Below are 23,936 nucleotides of genomic sequence, written 5' to 3' on the forward strand. Positions count from 1 at the left end.
GGACGCGGCCCAGGACCGCATGCACGAGCCCCCCGCATCCGGCTGCGGGGGGCTCGACGCTGTTCAGGGTCGTTCAGGCGTAACGGGCCAGGCTCCCCGTCGTGATCTTCACTCCGAGGCCGGGGACCTCGACGTCCTCCCCGTACAGGCCGTGCCTGCGCCCCTGGTACTCGCCGCCCCGCGGCACGGAGTACACGGTCCATGTGCCGTCACGCGGATCGACCAGGAGATACACCGGGATGCCCGCGTCGGCGTACCAGGCGACCATGTCACGGGTGTCCTTGGTGCTGTTCCCCTTGGACACCACCTCGACGACCAGTTCCACGTCGCCGAGGTCCGCCAGCCACTCGTCGGACTCACCGAACCCCGCGTCGCAGACCAGGAGATCGGGGGTGGCGTAGTCGTCGGGGTCGCCGGGGAGGGGGACCGAGGCGACCTGGAACACGTCCAGCTGCGAAGGCAACTCCCCGAGGAGCTGTTTGCTGATCGCGTTGATGGTCCCGGCGTGCTTGCCACGCGGAGTCGGCGACATCATGAGAACCCCCCGGATGATCTCGGCCCGCAGGCCACTGGCTTCTTCAGCCGCCTCGGCGGCCTTGCGCAGCGGTGTCATCGCGCGCTCCGGGTTCATGAGAGTCATGACGGGCTCCCTTCCGCTACCCATCGAGTCTAACGAGGCCGCTCCCGGCAGGTGATGCTGACCGCGCCCGGCCGTCACCGACCCGGCCGTCCTTGGCTGGTACCGGCAACACCAGGAACGGGGTGCCCAGGAAACGCCGGACCTGGCAGGCGGTCCGCGACGGCCGCAGAGTGGTCCCGTCGGCTCGCGACGACAGCTGACGACGAGGTCCGACGGCGACGGCCGACGGCGCACGACCACGTATGACGACGAGTTGGGGAGCAACACCTATGCGCAGGACCATCCTTGGACGCACCGGCATCTCGGTGAGCCGGCTCTGCCTGGGCACCATGATGCTCGGGGCCTGGGGCAACGCGGACCACGACGAGGCCGTGCGCCTGGTGCACACCGCGCTGGACGCGGGCATCAACTTCATCGACACGGCCGACATGTACTCGGCGGGCGAGTCCGAGGAGATCGTGGGCAAGGCCCTCAAGGGGCGCCGGGACGAGGTGATCCTGGCGACGAAGGTGCACTTCCCGATGGGCGACGGCACCGCCCCGGCCGGCTCCCCGGCCCCCGTCGACCCCAACCGCAGCGGGAATTCCCGGCGTTGGATCAAGCGCGAGGTCGAGAACAGCCTGCGCCGCCTGGGGACCGACTACATCGACCTGTACCAGATACACCGCCCGGACCCGACCACGGACATCGCCGAGACACTGTCCGCCCTCTCGGATCTGGTGCGCGAGGGGAAGGTCATGGCGATCGGCTGCTCGGACTTCCCCGCCGAGGAGATCGTCGAGGCGAGGTGGGTGGCGGAGCGCCGCAACCACGTCCCGTTCCACACCGAGCAGCCGCCGTACTCGATCTTCGCGCGGGGCGTCGAGCGGGCCGTGCTGCCGACCGCGCAGCGCCACGGCATGGGCGTACTCACCTGGAGCCCGCTGGCCAGCGGCTGGCTGGCGGGCAAGTACCGCAAGTCCGCCGGGCTGGCGCTGAACGACTTCCGGCGCGAGTTGATCCCGCACAAGTTCGACCAGAGCCTGCCCGGGAACGCGCGGAAGCTGGAGATCGTCGAGGAGCTGGTGAAGCTGGCCGCCGACAGCGGCCACCGGCTCACCCACCTGGCGCTGGGGTTCGTCCTCAGCCACCCCGCCGTGACCTCGGCCATCATCGGCCCGCGCACGGCCGAGCAGCTCGACGACCTGCTGGGCGCCGTGGACGTCGTGCTGGAGGACGACGTCCTGGACCGCATCGACGCGTTGGTGGCACCGGGCACCGACCTCAACCCCTCGGACACCGACCACACCCCGCCCGCGCTGGCCGACGCCGCGCTGCGCCGCCGCCCGCGGGCCGAACGCGGCGCCTGAGGACGGCCGTTCACGACGAGACCCAGGTGCCCGGGGCCTCGGGCCCCGTGGCGCGATCTAGACTTGGCCGTCGGCCCGGGGCGGGCATGCGGAATCACGGAACCATGAGGGCTGCACGTGCGGGGGCGTATCACAACGGGGCACCGGCTGCCCGCTTTCCTGGCGACGGCGGCGGTCACTCCGGCCCTGCTGCTGGCGACCGCCCGGCCCGCGGACGCCTTCGGCACGGTCAACGCGTTCGGGCAGCACGCCGAGCACGAGCGGATCACCCGGGCCGCGCTGGCCTGCGCTCCGGGGGTCCCGTCCGACGGTTCCTGCTTCGAGCCCCGCTCGCTCGACCAACTCGCCGGGCACCGCTGGACGTTCGGCGCCGTCGGCGCGCCGGACTCGGACGAGTTCCTCGACTCCGCCGCGCACTGCGACAACGCGGACTATCTGGCTGTGCCGGGCTATCCGCAGAGCCGACGACAAGCCACCGAGGCGCTGCGCACCTGCACGGCCCATCTGCAGGCGCGATTCCGGCAGGGTCTCGCCGCGGCCGGGGGAACCCTCGACCCCCGGGGGCGCGTCGTGGCCTCCGAGACGGCGCTGCGAAGAGACTGCACCTTCACACTCGGGCTGCGCGGCCGGGCCAAGTGCGAGGCCGTGGAAGGATTCGGCCGCGCCCTGCACGGAGTCCAGGACTTCTACGCGCACAGCAACTGGACGGATCGCACCGACCGGTCCCGCCCCGTCGGCGTGGACAACCCCCCGGGTCTGGGCCGCACCGCGCCCTCGCCGCTGCTCGATCTCGCCGCACCGCGGCCTCCCCGGCCGTCGGCGGTCCCGCGGGATCTGACGACGGGCTGCTTCTCGCTCCTGGTCGGCGCCTGTTCCCACCGCGTCGGGCACACCGACCTCAACAAGGACGAGGGGTTCGTCGACCCGGCCTCCGGCTCCGCCGGCGCTCCCGCCACGGCCCGCGGCCGGGTCGCGGGGAACTTCGCCCGGGCGGTGCGCGGCGCCGTCATCGACACCCGCCGCCAGTGGAAGCAGTTCCGCGCGGCGCTCCTCCAGCGGTACGGCAAGCAGCGCGGCGCGCGCATCGTCTGCGTCATCACCCACGACGACCCGGTCCGCGACTGCGCCTGACGCTCCTGCGGAGCGCGCGGGTGCGGTCGCGGACCGGACCGTCGGAAGCGCCTCAGCCCAGCTTCCGGGCGACCTCGGTGGCCCAGTAGGTGAGGATCATGCCGGCGCCCGCCCGCCTGATCCCGGTCAGGGTCTCCAGGATCGCCTTGTCGCGGTCGATCCAGCCCTTCTCCGCGGCCGCCTCGATCATCGCGTACTCGCCGGAGATCTGGTACGCCGCCACCGGCACGTCCACCTCGTCCGCGATCTTCGCCAGCACGTCCAGGTAGGGCAGCGCCGGCTTGACCATCACCATGTCGGCGCCCTCCGCCAGGTCGAGCGCCAGCTCGCGCAGCGACTCGCGGAGGTTGGCGGGGTCCTGCTGGTAGGTCTTGCGGTCGCCCTTCAGCGACGAGCCCACCGCCTCGCGGAACGGCCCGTAGAACGCCGACGAGTACTTCGCGGTGTAGGCGAGGATCGAGACGTCCTCGTGGCCGGTCTGGTCCAGCGCGTCCCGGATGACGCCGACCTGACCGTCCATCATGCCGCTGGGGCCCACGACATGGACGCCGGCGTCGGCCTGGACCTGCGCCATCTCGGCGTAGCGCTCCAGGGTCGCGTCGTTGTCCACCCGCCCCTCGGCGTCCAGGACGCCGCAGTGGCCGTGGTCGGTGTACTCGTCCAGGCAGAGGTCCGACATGATCACCAGGTCGTCGCCGACCTCGGACCGGACGTCCCGGATGGCGAGCTGCAGGATGCCGTCCGGGTCGGTGCCTGCCGTGCCGGCCGCGTCCTTGTTCGCGTCCTCCGGGACGCCGAAGAGCATGATGCCGCCGAGCCCCGCCTCGACCGCCTCGACCGCGGCCTTGCGCAGCGTGTCGCGGGTGTGCTGGACGACGCCGGGCATCGCGGCGAGCGGCACCGGCTCGGCGATGCCCTCCCGCACGAACGCGGGGAGGATGAGGTCGGCCGGATGCAGGCGGTTCTCCGCGACCATCCGCCGCATGGCGGGGGTGGTGCGCAGCCGGCGCGGCCGCGCACCCGGGAAGCTTCCGTACTTCGTCATGCCGTCCACGCTACGCCCGCCCCGGGCCCCCCTTTGCCGACGCCGCGTCGGCCCGCACCTGCGAAAAGGGCGCCCCGCACGGAGGCGCCCTTCACGGCCGTGGTCCCTTCGCAGCTCAGCTGCGGGCCCGCCGGCGCGAGCCCGGCCGCCGCTCGCTGGGCCGGGTCACCGGGTCGCCGGCCTCCAGCGCGGCGTCGCGCCGCGCCGCGCCGAAGTCCGCGAGCGCCTCGGCCAGCTTGTGCACCGACGGCTCCGGCGACATCACGTCCACCCGCAGCCCGTGCTCCTCGGCGGTCTTGGCGGTGGCCGGACCGATGCAGGCGATCACCGTGACGTTGTGCGGCTTGCCGGCGATGCCGACGAGGTTCCGCACCGTCGAGGACGAGGTGAAGAGCACCGCGTCGAAGCCGCCGCCCTTGATCGCCTCGCGGGTCTCGGCCGGCGGCGGCGAGGCGCGCACGGTCCGGTAGGCCGTGACGTCGTCGACCTCCCAGCCCAGCTCGATCAGCCCGGCGACCAGGGTCTCGGTGGCGATGTCGGCGCGCGGCAGGAACACCCGGTCGATCGGGTCGAAGACCGGGTCGTAGGGCGGCCAGTCCTCCAGCAGACCGGCCGCGGACTGCTCACCGGACGGCACCAGGTCGGGCTTCACGCCGAAGGCGATCAGCGCCTTGGCGGTCTGCTCGCCGACCGCCGCGACCTTGATCCCGGCGAACGCCCGGGCGTCCAGCCCGTACTCCTCGAACTTCTCCCGGACCGCCTTGACGGCGTTGACCGAGGTGAAGGCGATCCATTCGTAGCGGCCGGTGACCAGGCCCTTGACCGCGCGCTCCATCTGCTGCGGGGTGCGCGGCGGCTCGACGGCGATGGTCGGGACCTCGTGCGGCACCGCGCCGTAGGAGACCAGCTGGTCGGAGAGCGACGCGGCCTGCTCCTTGGTCCGCGGCACCAGCACCCGCCAGCCGAACAGCGGCTTGTTCTCGAACCACGAGAGCTGGTCCCGCTGCGCCGTGGCGCCGCGCTCACCGACCACGGCTATGACCGGCTGCCCGCCGTCCGGCGACGGCAGCACCTTGGCGGCCTTGAGCACCTGGGCGACGTTCCCGAGGGTGGCGGTCCAGGTGCGCTGCCGGGTGGTGGTGCCGGCGACCGTGACGGTCATCGGGGTGTCCGGCTTGCGGCCGGCCGCCACCAGTTCACCGGCGGCCGCGGCCACCGAGTCCAGGCTGGTGGAGACCACCGCGGTGGCGTCGCTGGTGCCCAGCTCGGCCCAGCAGCGGTCGTCGGCGCTGCGGGCGTCGACGAAGCGCACGTCGGTGCCCTGGGCGTCGCGCAGCGGCACACCGGCGTACGCGGGCACGCCGACCGCGGCGGCGATGCCGGGGATGACCTCGAAGACGATGCCCTCGGCGGCGCAGGCCAGCATCTCCTCGGCGACATTGCCGTCGAGGCCGGGGTCGCCGGTCACCGCGCGGACGACCCGCCTGCCCGCGCGGGCGGCCGCCATGACAAGATTGGCGGTGTCCCGAAGGGCGGAAACGCCACTGGGGCTGCCGGGGCTTGACGCCTCGTCAGCTGACGCCTGCAGTGGAACGTCCACCTGCGCACGCGCATGCACACGCACGACGTCCAGGACCTGCGGATCGGCGACGAGGACGTCCGCGGAGGCCAGCGCCTCCACGGCGCGCAGTGTCAGCAGACCCGGGTCTCCCGGCCCGGCACCGAGGAAGGTGACCTGACCGGAGGCGGAGTGGTTTGGGGCGGTGGGGTTCAAAGTGCTCGCTCCCCCATAAGACCGGCCGCACCCTTTGCGAGCATCTCGACGGCGAGTTCCCGGCCCATGCGAAGCGGGACCGACTCGTCGTCAAGAGAGGCAGGTACGTGCCCGGTGGTGGACAGCTGCACCAGCGTCGTGCCGTCGAGCGTGCCGACGACCCCGCGCAGGTGCATTTCGTTGACAGCCTGCTCGTCAGCCTGGGGGTCCCCGCGCTCGGACGGAGCCGAGAGCGGGGGAAGGTCGGCGAGTGCCGCCACGGGGGCGGAGCAGCCGGCCTCCAGGGCGGCGAGCAGGGAACGCTCGGCGGTCACGGCGGCCCGGGTGACCGGGTCGTCGAGCTCGCCGAGCGCGGCGACGAGGGGCGCGTTGGCCGCGACACACTCGATCGCCAGTGCCCCCTGGCCGGGGGCGGGCAAAACCACGTCGGGCGACAGCAGCTGCGTCGCCTCGTCGATCCGGCCGATCCGGGTGAGGCCGGCGGCGGCCAGCACGACCGCGTCCAGCTCGCCCTTCCGCACGAAGCCGATCCGGGTGTCGACATTGCCGCGGACCGGGACGGTCTCGATGCGCTTGCCCAGCGTCCTGGCCCAGGCGTTGAGCTGCGCCATCCGCCGGGGCGAGCCGGTGCCCACGCGGGCGCCGTCGGGGAGTTCCTCGAAGGTGAGCCCGTCCCGCGCGATCAGCGCGTCCCGGGGGTCCACGCGCACGGGTATGGCCGCCAGGGCCAGCTCCGCGGGCTGCGCGGTCGGCAGGTCCTTCAGCGAGTGGACGGCGAAGTCGATCTCGCCGGCCAGCAGCGCGTCGCGCAGCGCCGAGACGAAGACGCCGGTGCCGCCGATCTGCGCCAGGTGTTCGCGGGAGGTGTCGCCGTAGGTGGTGATCTCCACCAGCTCGACGGGGCGGCCGGTCAGCTCGCGCACCGCCTCGGCCACCTGCCCGGACTGGGCCATGGCGAGCTTGCTGCGCCGGGTGCCCAGGCGCAGCGGGCTCCTCGTGTTGTCGGTCATGCCCGCTCCCGTGCTGCGTCGTGCCGGTCGGCTCGGGTGTCGGCCCGGCTGACGGCGGCGACCGTCTGCGGGTCGAGGTCGAAGAGCTCCCGCAGGGCGTCCGCGTACCCGGCGCCGCCGGGCTCGCTGGCGAGCTGCTTGACCCGCACGGTCGGCGCGTGCAGGAGCTTGTCGACGACCCGGCGGACGGCCTGGGTGATCTCCGCCCGCTGCTTGTCGTCGAGGTCGGGGAGGCGGCCCTCCAGCCGGGCGATCTCGCTGCTGACGACGTCCGCCGCCATGGTGCGCAGGGCGACGACGGTCGGCGTGATGTGCGCGGCCCGCTGGGCGGCGCCGAAGGCGGCGACCTCGTCGGCGACGATGCCGCGCACCTTGTCCACGTCGGCGGCCATCGGACCGGCCGCCGGCGTCGACTCGTCGGACCCGGTCGCCGACGCCTCGGCCAGCGACTCGATGTCGACCAGGCGGGCGCCGTCGATCCGGTGCGCCGCGGCGTCGATGTCGCGCGGCATGGCGAGGTCGAGCAGCCACATCCGGTCGGTGCGCCCGGCGAGCGCCGCCGTGATCTGCTCACCGGTCAGCAGCAGCCCGGACGCGCCGGTACAGGAGATGACGACCTCGGCACGGGCCAGCTCGTCCGCGACCGCGTCCATGGCGACGGCGCGGGCGGTCAGCCCGCTGGCCGCCCCCGGCCCACCGGGCTCGGTGAGGATCTGTACGAGCCGCTCGGCGCGGGCCACCGTGCGGTTGGCGACGACCAGTTCGCCGACGCCGTTGCGGGCGAGGGTGGTGGCGGCCAGCGACGACATCGAGCCGGCGCCGATCACCAGCGCGCGCCTGCCGTGCGCCCAGCCGGTGACGTCCGCGCCGCCGGCCAGCTGCTCCAGGCCGAAGGTGACCAGCGACTGGCCGGCCTTGTCGATCCCGGTCTCGCTGTGCGCCCGCTTGCCGACCCGCAGGGCCTGCTGGAAGAGGTCGTTGAGCAGCCGCCCGGCGGTGTGCTGGTCCTGGGCGACGGCCAGCGCGTCCTTGATCTGGCCGAGGATCTGGCCCTCGCCGACGACCATGGAGTCCAGGCCGCAGGCCACCGAGAAGAGGTGGTGGACGGCGCGGTCCTCGTAGTGGACGTAGAGATGGGGGGTCAGCTCCTCCAGGCCGACGCCGCTGTGGCGGGCCAGGAGGGTGGACAGCTCGGCGACACCGGCGTGGAACTTGTCCACGTCGGCGTAGAGCTCGATGCGGTTGCAGGTGGAGAGCACCGCGGACTCGGTGGCCGGCTCGGCCGACACCACGTCCTGCAGCAGCTTGCCGCGGCCCTCCGGGGCGAGCGCGGCCCGCTCCAGCACGCTCACCGGCGCGCTGCGATGGCTCAGTCCGACGACCAGAAGACTCATGCCGGCATCACGGCGGGCACGTCCCCGTCAGGTCCCTTGCGGTCGGTCGCGACGCCCTCGGACCGGGCCGGCGCCGCCGGCGGCGCGCCCTCCGGGCCGGGCGCCCCGGTCTCCTCGCCCGCCTTGCGCTGCTCGTGGAAGGCGAGGATCTGCAGCTCTATGGAGAGGTCGACCTTGCGGACGTCCACCCCGTCCGGGACGGTCAGCACGGTCGGCGCGAAGTTCAGGATCGAGGTGACACCCGCGGCCACCAGGCGGTCGCAGACCTGCTGGGCGGCGCCGGCCGGCGTGGCGATGACGCCGATCGAGACGCCGTTGTCCCGGATGATCTGCTCCAGCTCGTCGGTGTGCTGGACCGGGATGCCGGCGACCGGCTTGCCCGCCATGGCCGGGTCGGCGTCGATCAGGGCCGCGACCCGGAAGCCGCGGGAGGCGAAGCCGCCGTAGTTGGCGAGCGCGGCGCCGAGGTTGCCGATACCGACGATCACGACGGGCCAGTCCTGGGTGAGGCCGAGCTCCCGCGAGATCTGGTAGACGAGGTACTCCACGTCGTAGCCGACGCCACGGGTCCCGTAGGAGCCGAGGTAGGAGAAGTCCTTGCGCAGCTTCGCGGAGTTCACGCCGGCCGCGGCCGCGAGCTCCTCGGAGGACACCGTGGGGACCGAGCGCTCGGAGAGCGCGGTCAGGGCGCGCAGATACAGCGGTAGCCGGGCGACGGTGGCCTCGGGGATGCCTCGGCTTCGGGTCGCCGGTCGGTGAGTTCGGCCAGTTGCCACGGTGCTCCTGCGGGTAGAGCGGGGCTGTGGACGGCCGTGAGGAACCCGACCGCCCCGTCCAGTGCAGGCTATGTCTTTGTGAACGCGTGCACAAAGATGGTGTCCGCTTTGTCCGGCCAAAGTGACAGGGCTCACGCAGCTTTTACAGGGGTTCGCGGAACCAACTCCCAGACCACACCGTTCACTCGCGTCACCGGCGATTCGCGGCAGCACTGACGGGAGCACGCGCTCTCACTCCTCACCGCCATACCCCCGGAAACCTACAAACCGCCCATCGATGGTAAGCGAAACCATCCACCTCGGGCGCCCCCGCGAACCGGCACAATGGCCCCATGGCCCCCTTGTTCAGCCGCGCCCCCCGCAAGAACCCCGCCGACCGCACGGTCACCCTCATCGGGAAGCCGGGCTGCCACCTCTGCGACGACGCGCAGGCGGTGATCGAGAAGGTGTGCGCGGAGACCGGCGCCTCCTGGGAGAAGAAGGACATCACCGAGGACGCCGAGCTGCACCACAAGTACTGGGAGCAGATTCCGGTCGTTCTCGTGGACGGCGCCCAGCACGACTTCTGGCGGGTCGACCCCGTGCGCCTGCGCACCGCACTGGGCGCCTGAGCACCACCAGCCCCGCGTGCGACGCCCCGCCGGCCCCTCCCCGGTTGGCCGTAACGCGGTGCGTAACGCTGCCGTCGGCCACCCCGGTGCTTCCTGACACGCGCCCGTAACCGGCTGCACCGAACAAACTGGCTACGCTAGCCGCATGGCCCGCCCGTCGCCCGCTCACCGCCCCGACCGGAGCCCCACCGGGGCACTCTTCCCCACCGGGTGGTTCCCCCGCCGCAGACGACCCGCCACGGCGCGCAGCGTGCTGGCCGGCGAGGCCGCGGCCGAGGCCGCCCGGAAGTCCTCGCAGGAGGCACCGCCCGCCGAGGCCCCCGCCGAGCCGGAGTTCCCGGTCGCCGGCGACGCCAGCGCGGCGGCCTTCTTCGACCTCGACAACACCGTCATGCAGGGCGCCGCCCTCTTCCACTTCGGCCGCGGCCTGTACAAGCGGCACTTCTTCCACAAGCGCGACCTGGCCCGCTTCGCCTGGCAGCAGGTCTACTTCCGGCTGGCCGGCTCGGAGAACCCCGAGCACATGGCCGACGTCCGCAACAGCGCCCTGTCCATCGTCCAGGGCCACCGCGTCGCCGAGCTGATGGCCATCGGCGAGGAGATCTACGACGAGTACATGGCCGAGCGCGTCTGGCCCGGCACCCGCGCGCTGGCCCAGGCCCACCTCGACGCCGGCCAGAAGGTCTGGCTGGTGACCGCCGCGCCCATCGAGACCGCGACGATCATCGCCCGCCGGCTGGGCCTGACCGGCGCCCTCGGCACGGTCGCCGAGTCCGTCGGCGGGGTCTACACCGGCAAGCTGGTCGGCGAGCCGCTGCACGGCCCGGCGAAGGCCGAGGCGGTGCGCGCACTGGCCGCCGCCGAGGGCCTGGACCTCTCGCACTGCGCCGCCTACAGCGACTCGGCCAACGACATCCCGATGCTCTCGCTCGTCGGCCACCCCTACGCGATCAACCCCGACAGCCGGCTGCACAAGCACGCCCGGGAGCACGGCTGGCGGGTGCGCGACTACCGGACCGGGCGCAAGGCCGTCCGGATCGGCATCCCGGCGGCCGCCGGGGTGGGCGCACTCGCGGGCGGCGCGGCGGCCGCCGCCGCCCTCCAGCGCCGCCGCCGCTGACCGTCCTTGATCACCGCGCGCGGCGCCGGACCAACCGCACTCCCTACCCCCACCGCCGCCCCGTCAGTCCCTTTCCTGCCGGTTAACCACAACACGCCCTTCAACCAGGCAGATTGCGCTCCCTTCCGATCAATACTTGCTCAATATTCGATACTTGATCCGCCACCAACCGGACACGGACCGTAAGTAATCGATGATTTGAGCAACTGGGTGTAGCGCTGCCTGTACGAAGCGTTATTCTCCTCAGACGCATTCCGGAACCCACACGTCCCTACGACGAGTGAACGGTCCCGCACTGCACGTGATGGAAGCTCTGCCTCTGGGAGTCCCGTGTACCCACACGTCGGGGTTGACGCCTCGGGCCTGGCTACGCTGCGTACGACACTCGTCGACCACCTGCGCAGTTTTGTCCCCACCGCGTACGCCGTCCCCGCATTCGCCACAGCCGTGCCCACCGGCCCCTGCTACGCGCTGGCCGACGGGAGCGCTGCGGTCGGCAAGGCCGCCACCGCCGGCAGAAGCCGCCGCGCGGGCACCGGCACCACCACCGCCCGGCGCCCCGCGGACAGCGACAGCCGTCGCATGATGGACCTCGTCGAACGCGCCCAGGCCGGCGAGGCCGACGCCTTCGGCCGCCTCTACGACCAGTACGCCGACACCGTCTACCGCTACATCTACTACCGCGTGGGTGGCCGGGCCACCGCCGAGGACCTCACCAGCGAGACCTTCCTCCGCGCGCTGCGCCGCATCGGCACGTTCACCTGGCAGGGCCGTGACTTCGGCGCCTGGCTGGTGACCATCGCCCGCAACCTCGTCGCCGACCACTTCAAGTCCTCCCGCTTCCGCCTGGAAGTCACCACCGGAGAGATGCTCGACGCCAACGAGGTCGAGCGCAGCCCCGAGGATTCGGTCCTCGAATCCCTCTCCAACGCCGCCCTGTTGGAGGCGGTCCGCAAGCTCAACCCCCAGCAGCAGGAATGCGTCACCCTTCGCTTCCTCCAGGGCCTCTCGGTCGCCGAGACCGCCCGCGTCATGGGCAAGAACGAGGGCGCCATCAAGACCCTCCAGTACCGGGCCGTCCGCACCCTGGCGCGGCTCCTCCCCGAAGACGCCCGCTGACGGCCGCTCGCCGCCCGCCATCCCCAACACCCCGACAACCGCTCACCTTTGGTGACCGGGCATGCCCGAACGGTCAGATCATCGTGAGTGCGTAACCCGAGTGCCGCGCCGCTCGTTGTCCGGGATGCAGGCTCCACGCGGTCACGCCATGTCCGCTGCGTCTCACTCGTTCGAGTGGCCACGGACAGCGGCGTGCAACCATCCGGCCCGTCTGGATAGTCAATGCCAGTCCGGGGAGTCGAGCGGGATGACGAGAGGAGGTGCCGCCCGTGATCACGAATGTCTCGGTGCACCGGCGGGCCAACGCCTTCGCCCAGGCCCTGGAGGAGCAGGAGCTCAGGGGCGCGGCGACCGAGGACCAGGTCGACAGCGCGGCGCAAGCGCCGGTCGACGCACGGCTGTTGGCGGTCGCCGACGGCCTCGGGGAGCTCCCGAGGCCGGAGATGGCCACCGAGGTCAAGACCGTCCAGCGTGCCCAGCTCATCGCCGCGATGGAGGCCGCCTTCGCCGAAGGCGCCACGTCCGGCGACGCCCGGGTGCCCGAGCAACGCGAGGCCCGGGGCGGCCACCGGGCAGGGAAACCGCTCGGCCGGCTGCGGCCGCGCTCCCGCCTCTCCAAGGGGCTGGCGGCGGGCGGCCTGACGGTCGGCGTCGCCGCCGGCGCGTTCACCGGCGTCGCCGCGGCCAGCACCGACGCCCTCCCCGGCGACTCCCTCTACGGCCTCAAGCGCGGCATGGAGGACCTCCGGCTCACCATGGCCGGCGACGACTCCGACCGCGGCCAGCTCTATCTCGACCAGGCGTCCACCCGCATGATGGAGGCCCGCCGCCTGATGGAGCGCGGCCGTGCCGCGCAGCTCGACCACGAGTCGATCTCCGAGGTCCGCCGGGCGCTGGCCGGCGTCCGGCACGACGCGGGCGAGGGCCACCGCCTGCTGCACGCGGCCTACGAACGCGACGGCTCCCTCGGCCCCATCCAGGCGCTGAACTCCTTCGCCAAGTCGCACCGTGGCAGCTGGACACAGCTGCGCGACCGGCTCCCGGTGCAGCTCACCGACGTCCGCGACGAGGTCAGTTCGGTCTTCGACGCCATAGACGACGAGGTCAACCCGCTGCGCTCGCTGCTCCCCTCGGGCCCGGACAGCCACAGCCACCACCGCGACACGCCCGCCGACAGGGGTGCCACCGGCGACGCCGGCCGCCCGTCCCCGGCCGGCAGCGAGTCCGCGCCCGGCTCCCACGGCACGGCCCAGCAGGCCCCGCGCCCCTCGGCCTCGCCGTCCCAGGAGCAGGACGGACTGCTCGGCGGCGGCACGGGCGGGCTGCTCGGCTCGCCCGGCAAGGGCAGCGCCTCGCCGCACGCCGGCAGCCACGGCAAGGACGCCGGCAGCCACCCCGACGTCACACTGCCGCCGCTGCTGCCCGGGCTCCTGCCCGACCTGGGCATCGACGGCGACAACCTGTCCAAGTAACCGGCCCGCCCGGCGCCGCGCGGTCACGCGGCGGCCGGCGCGGCAGCCTCCCGGCGCTCGGTGTTCTTCCGGTACTCCCTCAGAAGAACACCGAGCGCGCTGCACGAGCAGCTTGTAGAGGGTGTGCTGGATGGTCTCCCGGACCTGGTCGGTCAGGTTGAACATCAGCATCGGGTCGTCCGCCGCCTCCGCCGGATAGCCGTCGGTGGCAATGGGCTCACCGAACTGGATCGTCCACTTCGTCGGCAGCGGCACCGCACCGAGCGGCCCCAGCCACGGGAAGGTCGGCGTGACGGGGAAGTACGGCAGCCCCAGCACCCGCGCCAGGGTCTTGGCGTTCCCGATCATCGGGTAGATCTCCTCCGCGCCCACGATCGAGCACGGCACGATCGGCACCCCGGCCCTGAGCGCCGTGGAGACGAAGCCGCCCCGCCCGAAGCGCTGGAGCTTGTAGCGGTCCGCGAACGGCTTCCCGATGCCCTTGAAGCCCTCCGGCATCACCCCGACGATCTCGCCGCGCTCCAGCAGCCGCTGGGCGTCCTCCGCGCAGGCCAGGGTGTGCCCGGCCTTGCGGGCCAACTCGTTCATCACCGGCAGGACGAACACCAAGTCGGCCGCCAGCAGCCGCAGATGGCGCTGTGCCGGGTGATTGTCGTGCACCGCGACCTGGAGCATCAGGCCGTCCAGCGGGAGCGTTCCGGAGTGGTTGGCGACGATCAGCGCGCCGCCGTCCGCGGGGATGTTCTCCAGCCCCTTCACCTCGACCCGGAAGTACTTCTCGTAGATCGGCCGCAGCAGCGACATGAGGACCTGGTCGGTCAGCTCCTTGTCGTAGCCGAAGTCGTCGACCTCGTAGTCGCCGGTGATCCGCCGGCGCAGGAAGGCCAGCCCGCCCGCGATCCGCTCGTCCAGGGTCCGGCCGCCGGCCGGCCGGGGGGCGGGCGCCGGCGCCGGCTCGGTGCGGGCCTCCGGGACGGGTGCCAGCGCGGTGGCCCGCGCGGTCCGCCGGGCCTTGCGGCGCGTCCGCGGCTCCTCGCCGAAGGGAATGACCTTGGCGTCCGCCATCGTGGGTGAACTCCTCACTGGCTCGGGCCGCGGCGCGCGGACAGCACGCCGGCGAGCCGGTCGACGGTGCGGGCGAGCGACTCGGGCGGCAGCAGCCCGGGTCCGCGGCTGCGGGCGAATTCCTCGAAGGTCTCCGCCGTGGTGTACCCGGGGTGGAAGCCCAGTGTCTCGCGCATCTGCGTGGTCTCGACGACCCGCCCGTGGGTCAGCATCCGGATCTGCTCGGGGGAGAAGTCGGTGATGCCGAGGGACCGCAGAACGGTGCCGGCCCAGGTCACGGTGGGCAGGAAGAGCGGCAGCGTGGGCCGTCCCAGGCGCCGGGAGACCTGCGAGAGGAGCAGGACGCCGTCACCGGCGATGTTGAACGTGCCGCTGTTGAGGGTGCCGCGGCGCGGCGCGGCGGCGGCGATCCGCAGCACGTCGATCGCGTCGTCCTCGTGGACGAACTGCAGCCGCGGGTCGTAGCCGAGGACGGTGGGCAGGACGGGCAGCGCGAAGTACTCGGCGAGCGGGGAATCCGCGCACGGTCCGAGGATGTTGGCGAAGCGCAGCACGCAGACCGCCACGTCCGGGCGGCGCCGGGCGAAACCGCGGACGTATCCCTCGACCTCGACGGTGTCCTTCGCGAAGCCGCCGCTGGACAGCGACTTGGGCGGGGTGTTCTCGGTGAAGACGGCCGGGTCGCGGGGTGCGGAGCCGTAGACGCTGGTACTGGACTTGATGACCACGCGCTGGACGTTCGGCGCCTTCTGGCAGGCGCCGAGCAGCTGCATGGTGCCGATGACGTTGGTTTCCTTGACCGTGGTCCGGCCGCCCCGGCTGCCCAGCGGCGTGCCGTTGATGTCCATGTGGACGACGGTGTCGGCCCCCGTCTCGGCCAGGACCCGGGCGATCGCCGGATGCCGGATGTCGGCCCTGAGGAATTCGGCCCCGCCGAGCGGGTGCTCCGGTACCACGGCATCGACCCCGATCACCCGGTCGACGTCGGGATCGCGCTGGATCCGGCGGACGAACCGGCCCCCCAGCTGCCGTGCGACGCCCGTGACGAGCACGACGTTGCCCAAGATCGGCTCTCCTTCCCGCAGCGGCTGCCACCTGCGCCGAGCTGTGCGGCTCACGCTATCGGGTCGGTGTTGCACGACGATGACCGCACGATGCCCATAACGACATTTGCGTACGGCCACCGTCCATACGGCCCACAAAAGCACCACGGCCCCTCACCACCCGGGGCGGTGAGGGGCCGCGAAATCGCGATCAGCGTCGCTTACTTCTTGTTGCGACGCTGCACACGGGTGCGCTTGAGCAGCTTGCGGTGCTTCTTCTTCGCCATCCGCTTGCGCCGCTTCTTGATAACAGAGCCCACGACTACCCTCGCTCACTTCGTATCACTCGGTGCGGGGCGTCCGAGCCCACACTACCTACATCGGGCCAGGGTACCCGGCGCCGGCCGTACCGCGTAATCCGAGGGTCGTCGAACGAGCCGTCAGGCCGACTCCACCCCCACATACGACTCACGGAGATAGTCGTGGACCGCCTGCTCCGGCACCCGGAAGGACCGACCCACGCGGATCGCGGGCAGATGACCGCTGTGCACCAGGCGGTACACGGTCATCTTCGACACTCGCATCACCGTGGCAACCTCCGCCACTGTCAGAAACACAACTTCGTTCAACGGCCTCTGGTCCGCAGCCATCACACACCTGCACCTTCCGCATAAGACGGGCACCGGCTTCCCCTCCGGTGACTCTTCGTCGCCATGCGTTCACTCCCCAGATTAGGGGCGGGTGATGCGAGTGGGGAAGAGGAGCAGCTAACGGCCGCCTATCGGGGCAACTTTGCCTGATTCAGGACATAGCGCACCAGTGGGCGGTAGTGAGCGGACCGCACGGCATCATCGAGCGGCACCACCGCGGACAGCCGCCCCTCGGCCTGTCCGACGAACGGCGCCGGGTCGTCGGCGTCGGCCAGCCCGATGGCCTCGATGCCCAGCTGACCTGCTCCGCAGACCCATCCATGGTCCCCGACGACCAACTCCGGAAACGGCCCCGCGGACCTCGCGGCGGCCTCCAGAACGGTCCGCACCGGGAGCGGTGAATGGGTGTGCACGCCCCCCACGGAAGGTGCGCCCCGCACGCCGGGCTCGCGCATCAGCGCGACTCCCCGTACGTAGTCGAGGACCCGGGTACGTACGCCGAACCGGGTCGCCATGTCGACACTATGGCCATACGCGGAGGTGAGGACGGGGCAGCCCGCCGACGAGAGGGCGTCTGCGAGGGCGGCGTAGAAGTCCAGCAGCCGGTGCGGATGGCCGGTGCCGAGCAGTACCGGCACCCGTCGGGCGGCGGCCGCGGCGAGCCGGTCGGCGAAGGCGTCCAAGGCTGCGATGGTCCGGTCAGGGTCGATCACATCCAGTCCGGAAGTGTGCGTGGGATCGGCCGAAACCCCACACTTCTGCCCCATCAGCCCCAGGACGTCACCGAAGGACCAGTCCCGCTCGGGTGTCAGCCCCAGCAGCACCCGGGGATCACGCGCCGCGAAGAGCCGGTAGCGACGCAGACTCTGTTCCCGCGTGGTCGCGATCGTCCCCGCGAGCCCCGCCTCGATCAGATGCGCCCGCAGCTCCCCGGTGCCCCACACACGCCACATGCTCACCCGCCGACCGCCCGCCCGGTGCCCGAACCGACGAGTAGTCACACATCCGGGCCAGCGCTTCCGGAGCCAGCCCACCGGGGTCGGGCCCCAGCCCCCACGGCCCGGCCACTACGGCGCGGTGGCACTCCGTCCGCCCCTGCCCCCTCACGGCAGCAGCCCGTGTGCCGGGAACACCGCCCTCCGGGTGGCCAGCACCGCCTGGTCGAGCCGGTCGGCCGGGTCGTAGCCGCCCTCGGCGAAGTCCCGCCACTGCGGCGTCCGCCCGTCCGTCATCCGCTGCGGCGCCAACTGGCGGGTCCTGCGGAACACTTCGTGCCGCCACTCCTCCGGCACCCGCGACGTCGGGTCGATCGGCCGGTGCCCGGCGATCGCCGCCAGATGCGTCCAGCTGCGCGGCACCACCTCCACCACCGCGTACCCGCCGCCCCCGAGCGCGACCCAGCGCCCCTCCGTGTGCTCGTGCGCCAGGGCGTGGCAGGACTCGGCCACCGCCCGCTGCGCGTCCAGGCTCACCGCGAGATGCGCGAGCGGATCCTCGAAATGGGTGTCGGCGCCGTGCTGGGTGACCAGGACCTGGGGACGGAACGCGGCCAGCAGCTCCGGCACCACCGCGTGGAAGGCCCGCAGCCAGCCGGCGTCGCCGGTCCCGGCCGGCAGCGCCACGTTCACCGCACTGCCCTCCGCGCCCTCGCCGCCGGTCTCCTCCGGCCAGCCGGTCTGCGGGAACAGCGTCCGCGGATGCTCGTGCAACGAGATCGTCAGCACCCGCGGGTCCTCCCAGAACGCCGCCTGGACACCGTCGCCGTGGTGCACGTCCACATCCACGTACGCCACCCGTTCGGCCCCCAGCTCCAGCAGCCGGGCGACCGCCAGCGCCGCGTCGTTGTAGACACAGAAGCCCGACGCGCCACCGGGCATCGCATGGTGCAGCCCGCCGGCGAAGTTCACCGCGTGCGACGCCTCCCCGCGCCAGACGGCCTCCGCGGCGCCCACCGACTGCCCGGCGATCAGCGCCGACGCCTCGTGCATCCCCGGGAACGCCGGGTCGTCCTCGGTGCCCAGCCCGTAATCCAGGTCCGCGGACGACGGGTCCGCGGACGCCCGGCGGACCGCCTCGATGTAGTCCGCCCGGTGCACCAGACCCAGCGTGGAGTCGCCGGCCGGCTTGGCAGCCACCACCTCCAGCGGCCCGCGGTGGAGCTCGAACGCCTCCACCAGACGCATCGTCAAGGCGAGCCGGACCGGGTCCATCGGATGCCCCGGCCCGAAGTCATAGCCCGTTACTGCCTCGTCCCACATCAGCTGTGCGCGGCCGCTCATGGTCGTCACCGTATCGGGCCGGAGACGACCCGAACGAGCGGGCGTAGACCAGTGTCACCAGGACCAGCGCCATCGGTACGAGCATCGCGCCGCGATAGCTCCAGGCGTCCCCGACAGCCCCGACCAACGGAGAACCGATCAGAAATCCCACATAGTTGAAGATGTTCAGTCGCGCGATGGTCGGATCCGAAGCGCTGGGGCCGCCTCGCTCGACGGCGTACCGCCCGGCCGCCGCGAAGGTCTGCGGCACCACGACGCACAGCCCGAGCCCCAGCAGGACGAAGCCCGCCATCCCTGCCCAGGCCCCCGGCGCCGCGGCCACCACCGCGAAGCCGGCCGCCGCGACCACCGTCCCGGTCCGCACCACCGCGACCGGCCCGAAGCGCCGCACCCCCAGGTCGCCGACGGTCCGCCCGAGCAGCGTCATCACCATGTAGACGTTGTACGGGACGGTCGACAGCTGCTCCGAGCTGCCCAGGACGTCCTTCAGATACTTGGCGCTCCAGTTGGAGACCGTCGAATCCCCGATGTACGCAAACGCCATCACCAGACACAGCGGCAACAGCAGCCGCATGGCCACCGGTGTCCCGGCCCCGGCCCCTCCCTCGGGCCCACCCCGCTCGTCCCCGTCCACGAACCACCGGCCGGCGACCAGCACCAACGGAACGACGACCGCCACCACCGGCCCGTACAGCAGCACCAGCGGCAGCCCCCAGTGCGCGCCCGCCCACGCCAGCGACGCCCCGACGATCCCGCCCAGGCTGTACGCGGCGTGGAAGCCGAGCATGATGCTGCGCCCGTAGGCCCGCTGGAGGCTCACCCCGAGCATGTTCATCGACGCGTCCAGGGCGCCCACCGTCAGCCCGAACGCGGCCAGTGCCACCGCCGCCTGGGCCAGCGAGCCGCCCGCTCCGACGGCCAGCAACGCCAGGCACACCACCGGTTGCACAACGCGCAACACGATGCTGGGCCGCATCCGCTTCACCAGGTGCTCGGTGCCCACGCTGCCGACGCCGGCGAGCACCGGAACGGCCGCCAGGAAGACCGGCAGCAGGCCGTCCGAGATGCCGTAGCGCACCTGGATCGCCGGTATCCGGGTCACGAGCAGGGCGAAGACCACCCCCTGCGCGAAGAAGCTGAGGGCGAGCGCAACCCGGCCGTGCCGCAGCCGCGCTCCCGGTACCTGAGGGGGCGTCATGGCGCGCCAGCCTAGAACTCCCGCCTACCGCTGGGGAGATGGATCACCCGACCAATTCGCCCTGCCGTACGAACAGTTCCGGCCCGATCGCGTTCGGTCCCGCCCCACAACCACCCCTACCCCTACTGCAACAGCTGCGGCAGCTCTGCCATATCGGTGAACAGCGCGGTGGCCCCGGCCTCCACCAGCTTCGACGCCGGAGTCATCGCCGTGAACCCGTACACGTCCATCCCCGCGGCCACCGCCGCCCGCACGCCCAACGGGCTGTCCTCGACCACCGCACACCGTTCGGGCGCGACCCCCATCTCCCGCGCCGCGTGCAGGAACAAGTCGGGCGCCGGCTTCCCCCGCGCCACGTCCTGTGACGAGAACACCCGTCCCCGGCCGAACCGCTCGCACAGCCCGGTCTTCGTCAGCGCCACCCGAATCCGCTCATGGCTCCCCGACGACCCGACGCAGTACGGCACACCGTCCGCGGCCAGCTTCTCCAGTACGGTCTCCACGCCCGGCACCGGCTGCAACCGCTGCCGGAACGCGTCGAAGACCCGCGCATGAAAGTCCCCTTCGAAGGCTGCCGGCAGCGCCCGGCCGGACTTCTCCAGCACCAGGTCACGCACGCGCTGTACCGACCCACCCATGAAGTCACGCAGCGATTCCTCGTACGTGGTCGGGTGCCCCAGTTCGGTGAGATGGTCGGCGAGGATCTCATTGGAGATCGGCTCGCTGTCCACCAGGACACCATCATTATCGAAAATGACCAGGTCGTAACGCATCTCCCGAGCGTACCCATCCGGGCTTTCCTGAGATACAACGCAAGGACATACAACGCAAAAAAGCCTCGTTCCCCGAGTCGAAACTCGGGGAACGAGGCTTAATCAAAATTTGTTCGGCGGCGTCCTACTCTCCCACAGGGTCCCCCCTGCAGTACCATCGGCGCTGAAAGGCTTAGCTTCCGGGTTCGGAATGTAACCGGGCGTTTCCCTAACGCTAAAACCACCGAAACACTATGAAACTTAGAAAAACCGTTGGTCTGTTCGTGGCTTCAGAACCAACACAGTGGACGCGAGCAACTGAGGACAAGCCCTCGGCCTATTAGTACCAGTCAACTCCACACCTTACGATGCTTCCATATCTGGCCTATCAACCCAGTCGTCTACTGGGAGCCTTACCCCATCAAGTGGGAGGGAGCCCTCATCTCGAAGCAGGCTTCCCGCTTAGATGCTTTCAGCGGTTATCCTTTCCGAACGTAGCCAACCAGCCATGCCCTTGGCAGAACAACTGGCACACCAGAGGTCCGTCCGTCCCGGTCCTCTCGTACTAGGGACAGCCCTTCTCAAGACTCCTACGCGCACAGCGGATAGGGACCGAACTGTCTCACGACGTTCTAAACCCAGCTCGCGTACCGCTTTAATGGGCGAACAGCCCAACCCTTGGGACCGACTCCAGCCCCAGGATGCGACGAGCCGACATCGAGGTGCCAAACCATCCCGTCGATATGGACTCTTGGGGAAGATCAGCCTGTTATCCCCGGGGTACCTTTTATCCGTTGAGCGACGGCGCTTCCACAAGCCACCGCCGGATCACTAGTCCCTACTTTCGTACCTGCTCGACCCGTCAGTCTCACAGTCAAGCTCCCTTGTGCACTTACACTCAACACCTGATTACCAACCAGGCTGAGGGAACCTTTGGGCGCCTCCGTTACCCTTTAGGAGGCAACCGCCCCAGTTAAACTACCCACCAGACACTGTCCCTGATCCGGATCACGGACCCAGGTTAGACATCCAGCACGACCAGAGTGGTATTTCAACAACGACTCCACACCAACTGGCGTTGGCGCTTCACAGTCTCCCACCTATCCTACACAAGCCGAACCGAACACCAATATCAAGCTATAGTAAAGGTCCCGGGGTCTTTCCGTCCTGCTGCGCGAAACGAGCATCTTTACTCGTAATGCAATTTCACCGGGCCTATGGTTGAGACAGTCGAGAAGTCGTTACGCCATTCGTGCAGGTCGGAACTTACCCGACAAGGAATTTCGCTACCTTAGGATGGTTATAGTTACCACCGCCGTTTACTGGCGCTTAAGTTCTCAGCTTCGCCAACCCGAAGATTGACTAACCGGTCCCCTTAACGTTCCAGCACCGGGCAGGCGTCAGTCCGTATACATCGCCTTACGGCTTCGCACGGACCTGTGTTTTTAGTAAACAGTCGCTTCTCGCTGGTCTCTGCGGCCACCCCCAGCTCAGGAAGCAAGTTCCCTCACCAGAAATGGCCCCCCTTCTCCCGAAGTTACGGGGGCATTTTGCCGAGTTCCTTAACCATAGTTCACCCGAACGCCTCGGTATTCTCTACCTGACCACCTGAGTCGGTTTAGGGTACGGGCCGCCTTGAAACTCACTAGAGGCTTTTCTCGACAGCATAGGATCATCCACTTCACCACAATCGGCTCGGCATCAGGTCTCAGCCTTAACGTGCGACGGATTTGCCTATCACACGGCCTACACCCTTACCCCGGGACAACCACCGCCCGGGCTGGACTACCTTCCTGCGTCACCCCATCGCTTACCTACTACAAGTCTGGTCCGTCGGCTCCACCACTCCCCTCAACTCCGAAGAGATCAGGGCGGCTTCACGGACTTAGCATCGCCTGATTCAGTACTGGGCGCTTCAAAGCGGGTACCGGAATATCAACCGGTTGTCCATCGACTACGCCTGTCGGCCTCGCCTTAGGTCCCGACTTACCCTGGGCAGATCAGCTTGACCCAGGAACCCTTAGTCAATCGGCGCAAGAGTTTCCCACTCTTGTATCGCTACTCATGCCTGCATTCTCACTCGTGAACCGTCCACAACTCGCTTCCACGGCTGCTTCACCCGGCACACGACGCTCCCCTACCCATCACGATCCCCGTTAGGAGTAATATCGCAATGACACGACTTCGGCGGTGTACTTGAGCCCCGCTACATTGTCGGCGCGGAATCACTTGACCAGTGAGCTATTACGCACTCTTTCAAGGGTGGCTGCTTCTAAGCCAACCTCCTGGTTGTCTCTGCGACTCCACATCCTTTCCCACTTAGCACACGCTTAGGGGCCTTAGTCGATGCTCTGGGCTGTTTCCCTCTCGACCATGGAGCTTATCCCCCACAGTCTCACTGCCGCGCTCTCACTTACCGGCATTCGGAGTTTGGCTAAGGTCAGTAACCCGGTAGGGCCCATCGCCTATCCAGTGCTCTACCTCCGGCAAGAAACACACGACGCTGCACCTAAATGCATTTCGGGGAGAACCAGCTATCACGGAGTTTGATTGGCCTTTCACCCCTAACCACAGGTCATCCCCCAGGTTTTCAACCCTGGTGGGTTCGGTCCTCCACGAAGTCTTACCTCCGCTTCAACCTGCCCATGGCTAGATCACTCCGCTTCGGGTCTAGAGCGTGCAACTCAAACGCCCTCTTCGGACTCGCTTTCGCTACGGCTTCCCCACACGGGTTAACCTCGCTACACACCGCTAACTCGCAGGCTCATTCTTCAAAAGGCACGCAGTCACGACGCAAAGAACAAGTCTCTGCGCGACGCTCCCACGGCTTGTAGGCACACGGTTTCAGGTACTATTTCACTCCGCTCCCGCGGTACTTTTCACCATTCCCTCACGGTACTATCCGCTATCGGTCACCAGGGAATATTTAGGCTTAACGGGTGGTCCCGCCAGATTCACACGGGATTTCTCGGGCCCCGTGCTACTTGGGTGTCTCTCAAACGAGCCGCTAATGTTTCAGCTACGGGGGTCTTACCCTCTACGCCGGACCTTTCGCATGTCCTTCGCCTACATCAACGGTTTCTGACTCGTCCCACAGCCGGCAGACTGCAGAAAAGAGATCCCACAACCCCGCACTGGCAACCCCTGCCGGGTATCACACCAATACGGTTTGGCCTCATCCAGTTTCGCTCGCCACTACTCCCGGAATCACGGTTGTTTTCTCTTCCTGCGGGTACTGAGATGTTTCACTTCCCCGCGTTCCCTCCACACTGCCTATGTGTTCAGCAGCGGGTGACAGCCCATGACGACTGCCGGGTTTCCCCATTCGGACACCCCCGGATCAAAGCTCGGTTGACAGCTCCCCGGGGCCTATCGCGGCCTCCCACGTCCTTCATCGGTTCCTGGTGCCAAGGCATCCACCGTGCGCCCTTAAAAACTTGGCCACAGATGCTCGCGTCCACTGTGCAGTTCTCAAACAACGACCAGCCACCCGTCACACACCACCAAC

At 69.8% G+C, this 23,936-nt stretch carries 19 protein-coding genes, 2 rRNA genes and 1 pseudogene; 6 read left to right on the top strand and 16 right to left on the bottom strand.

From position 1 onward, the window contains the following. Window positions 1-73: 73 nt before the first annotated feature. The gene (locus K2224_RS05185; RefSeq protein ID WP_221905465.1) at window positions 74-640 is read right to left on the bottom strand and encodes a Uma2 family endonuclease; all 567 of its coding nucleotides are present in this window, start codon (window positions 638-640) and stop codon (window positions 74-76) included. 269 nt (window positions 641-909) lie between these two features. Here K2224_RS05185 and K2224_RS05190 point away from each other — a divergent pair, with 269 nt between their 5' ends. Continuing rightward, window positions 910-1,989: an aldo/keto reductase gene (locus K2224_RS05190; protein ID WP_221905466.1), complete on the top strand. Its 1,080-nt coding sequence runs from the start codon at window positions 910-912 to the stop codon at window positions 1,987-1,989. Window positions 1,990-2,106: 117 nt separating this feature from the next. After that, window positions 2,107-3,120 (top strand): CinY protein, encoded by a 1,014-nt coding sequence (locus K2224_RS05195; RefSeq protein WP_221905467.1) that lies wholly within the window; start codon window positions 2,107-2,109, stop codon window positions 3,118-3,120. A gap of 52 nt (window positions 3,121-3,172) precedes the next feature. On the opposite strand, the gene hemB is transcribed toward K2224_RS05195, so the two are convergent. The 5 genes from hemB to K2224_RS05220 all read right to left on the bottom strand — a co-directional run bounded on the left by hemB (window position 3,173) and on the right by K2224_RS05220 (window position 9,119). Continuing rightward, on the bottom strand, window positions 3,173-4,165 hold the full coding sequence (gene hemB / locus K2224_RS05200) for a porphobilinogen synthase (RefSeq protein ID WP_221905468.1): 993 nt from the start codon (window positions 4,163-4,165) through the stop codon (window positions 3,173-3,175). Window positions 4,166-4,280: 115 nt separating this feature from the next. Continuing rightward, on the bottom strand, window positions 4,281-5,939 hold the full coding sequence (locus tag K2224_RS05205) for a uroporphyrinogen-III synthase (protein ID WP_221905469.1): 1,659 nt from the start codon (window positions 5,937-5,939) through the stop codon (window positions 4,281-4,283). Next, on the bottom strand, window positions 5,936-6,949 hold the full coding sequence (gene hemC, locus K2224_RS05210) for a hydroxymethylbilane synthase (protein WP_221905470.1): 1,014 nt from the start codon (window positions 6,947-6,949) through the stop codon (window positions 5,936-5,938). Before hemC ends, K2224_RS05205 begins: the two co-directional genes overlap by 4 nt. Beyond that, window positions 6,946-8,343: a glutamyl-tRNA reductase gene (locus K2224_RS05215; RefSeq protein WP_221905471.1), complete on the bottom strand. Its 1,398-nt coding sequence runs from the start codon at window positions 8,341-8,343 to the stop codon at window positions 6,946-6,948. Before K2224_RS05215 ends, hemC begins: the two co-directional genes overlap by 4 nt. Beyond that, entirely contained in the window at window positions 8,340-9,119 is a 780-nt protein-coding gene (locus K2224_RS05220) for a redox-sensing transcriptional repressor Rex (protein ID WP_221905472.1), read from the bottom strand. Before K2224_RS05220 ends, K2224_RS05215 begins: the two co-directional genes overlap by 4 nt. Before the next feature lie 332 nt (window positions 9,120-9,451). Between K2224_RS05220 and K2224_RS05225 the strand changes: the two genes are divergently transcribed. The 4 genes from K2224_RS05225 to K2224_RS05240 all read left to right on the top strand — a co-directional run bounded on the left by K2224_RS05225 (window position 9,452) and on the right by K2224_RS05240 (window position 13,441). Then, window positions 9,452-9,730, top strand: a complete 279-nt coding sequence (locus K2224_RS05225; protein ID WP_221905473.1) for a glutaredoxin family protein — start codon at window positions 9,452-9,454, stop codon at window positions 9,728-9,730. 250 nt (window positions 9,731-9,980) lie between these two features. Further along, window positions 9,981-10,850: an HAD family phosphatase gene (locus K2224_RS05230; protein WP_221909441.1), complete on the top strand. Its 870-nt coding sequence runs from the start codon at window positions 9,981-9,983 to the stop codon at window positions 10,848-10,850. Window positions 10,851-11,180: 330 nt separating this feature from the next. After that, window positions 11,181-11,969, top strand: coding sequence for an ECF subfamily RNA polymerase sigma factor, BldN family (locus tag K2224_RS05235; protein ID WP_189857057.1), 789 nt, complete (start codon window positions 11,181-11,183; stop codon window positions 11,967-11,969). A gap of 269 nt (window positions 11,970-12,238) precedes the next feature. Next, on the top strand, window positions 12,239-13,441 hold the full coding sequence (locus tag K2224_RS05240) for a DUF5667 domain-containing protein (protein WP_221905474.1): 1,203 nt from the start codon (window positions 12,239-12,241) through the stop codon (window positions 13,439-13,441). 79 nt (window positions 13,442-13,520) lie between these two features. Here K2224_RS05240 and K2224_RS05245 read toward each other — a convergent pair. The 10 genes and pseudogenes from K2224_RS05245 to K2224_RS05290 form a co-directional block, all read right to left on the bottom strand. Beyond that, window positions 13,521-14,506, bottom strand: a pseudogene (locus tag K2224_RS05245) (lysophospholipid acyltransferase family protein). A gap of 14 nt (window positions 14,507-14,520) precedes the next feature. Next, window positions 14,521-15,570 (bottom strand): NAD-dependent epimerase/dehydratase family protein, encoded by a 1,050-nt coding sequence (locus K2224_RS05250; RefSeq protein WP_221905475.1) that lies wholly within the window; start codon window positions 15,568-15,570, stop codon window positions 14,521-14,523. Window positions 15,571-15,770: 200 nt separating this feature from the next. Further along, a complete protein-coding gene (locus K2224_RS05255; RefSeq protein WP_003948845.1) occupies window positions 15,771-15,869 on the bottom strand; it encodes a 30S ribosomal protein bS22 in 99 nt (32 codons plus the stop codon). A gap of 120 nt (window positions 15,870-15,989) precedes the next feature. After that, window positions 15,990-16,199 carry a helix-turn-helix domain-containing protein gene (locus tag K2224_RS05260; protein ID WP_014144137.1) on the bottom strand — a complete coding sequence of 70 codons (210 nt, stop codon included), beginning with the start codon at window positions 16,197-16,199 and terminating at the stop codon, window positions 15,990-15,992. Window positions 16,200-16,327: 128 nt separating this feature from the next. After that, window positions 16,328-17,143 carry a phosphatase gene (locus K2224_RS05265; RefSeq protein ID WP_221905476.1) on the bottom strand — a complete coding sequence of 272 codons (816 nt, stop codon included), beginning with the start codon at window positions 17,141-17,143 and terminating at the stop codon, window positions 16,328-16,330. 159 nt (window positions 17,144-17,302) lie between these two features. Beyond that, complete coding sequence (locus K2224_RS05270; protein WP_221905478.1) at window positions 17,303-18,478, bottom strand: acetoin utilization protein AcuC; 1,176 nt, start codon at window positions 18,476-18,478, stop codon at window positions 17,303-17,305. After that, window positions 18,429-19,676: an MFS transporter gene (locus K2224_RS05275; protein ID WP_221905479.1), complete on the bottom strand. Its 1,248-nt coding sequence runs from the start codon at window positions 19,674-19,676 to the stop codon at window positions 18,429-18,431. The genes K2224_RS05270 and K2224_RS05275 overlap by 50 nt, the downstream gene beginning before the upstream one ends. A 122-nt stretch (window positions 19,677-19,798) precedes the next feature. Then, window positions 19,799-20,449 (bottom strand): HAD family phosphatase, encoded by a 651-nt coding sequence (locus tag K2224_RS05280; protein WP_221905480.1) that lies wholly within the window; start codon window positions 20,447-20,449, stop codon window positions 19,799-19,801. A gap of 111 nt (window positions 20,450-20,560) precedes the next feature. Then, window positions 20,561-20,677 (bottom strand): 5S ribosomal RNA (gene rrf, locus K2224_RS05285). A 71-nt stretch (window positions 20,678-20,748) separates the two neighbouring features. After that, window positions 20,749-23,871: ribosomal RNA gene (locus K2224_RS05290) — 23S ribosomal RNA — on the bottom strand. Window positions 23,872-23,936: the final 65 nt, after the last annotated feature.

This window comes from Streptomyces sp. BHT-5-2 (assembly GCF_019774615.1).
GTDB lineage: Bacteria > Actinomycetota > Actinomycetes > Streptomycetales > Streptomycetaceae > Streptomyces.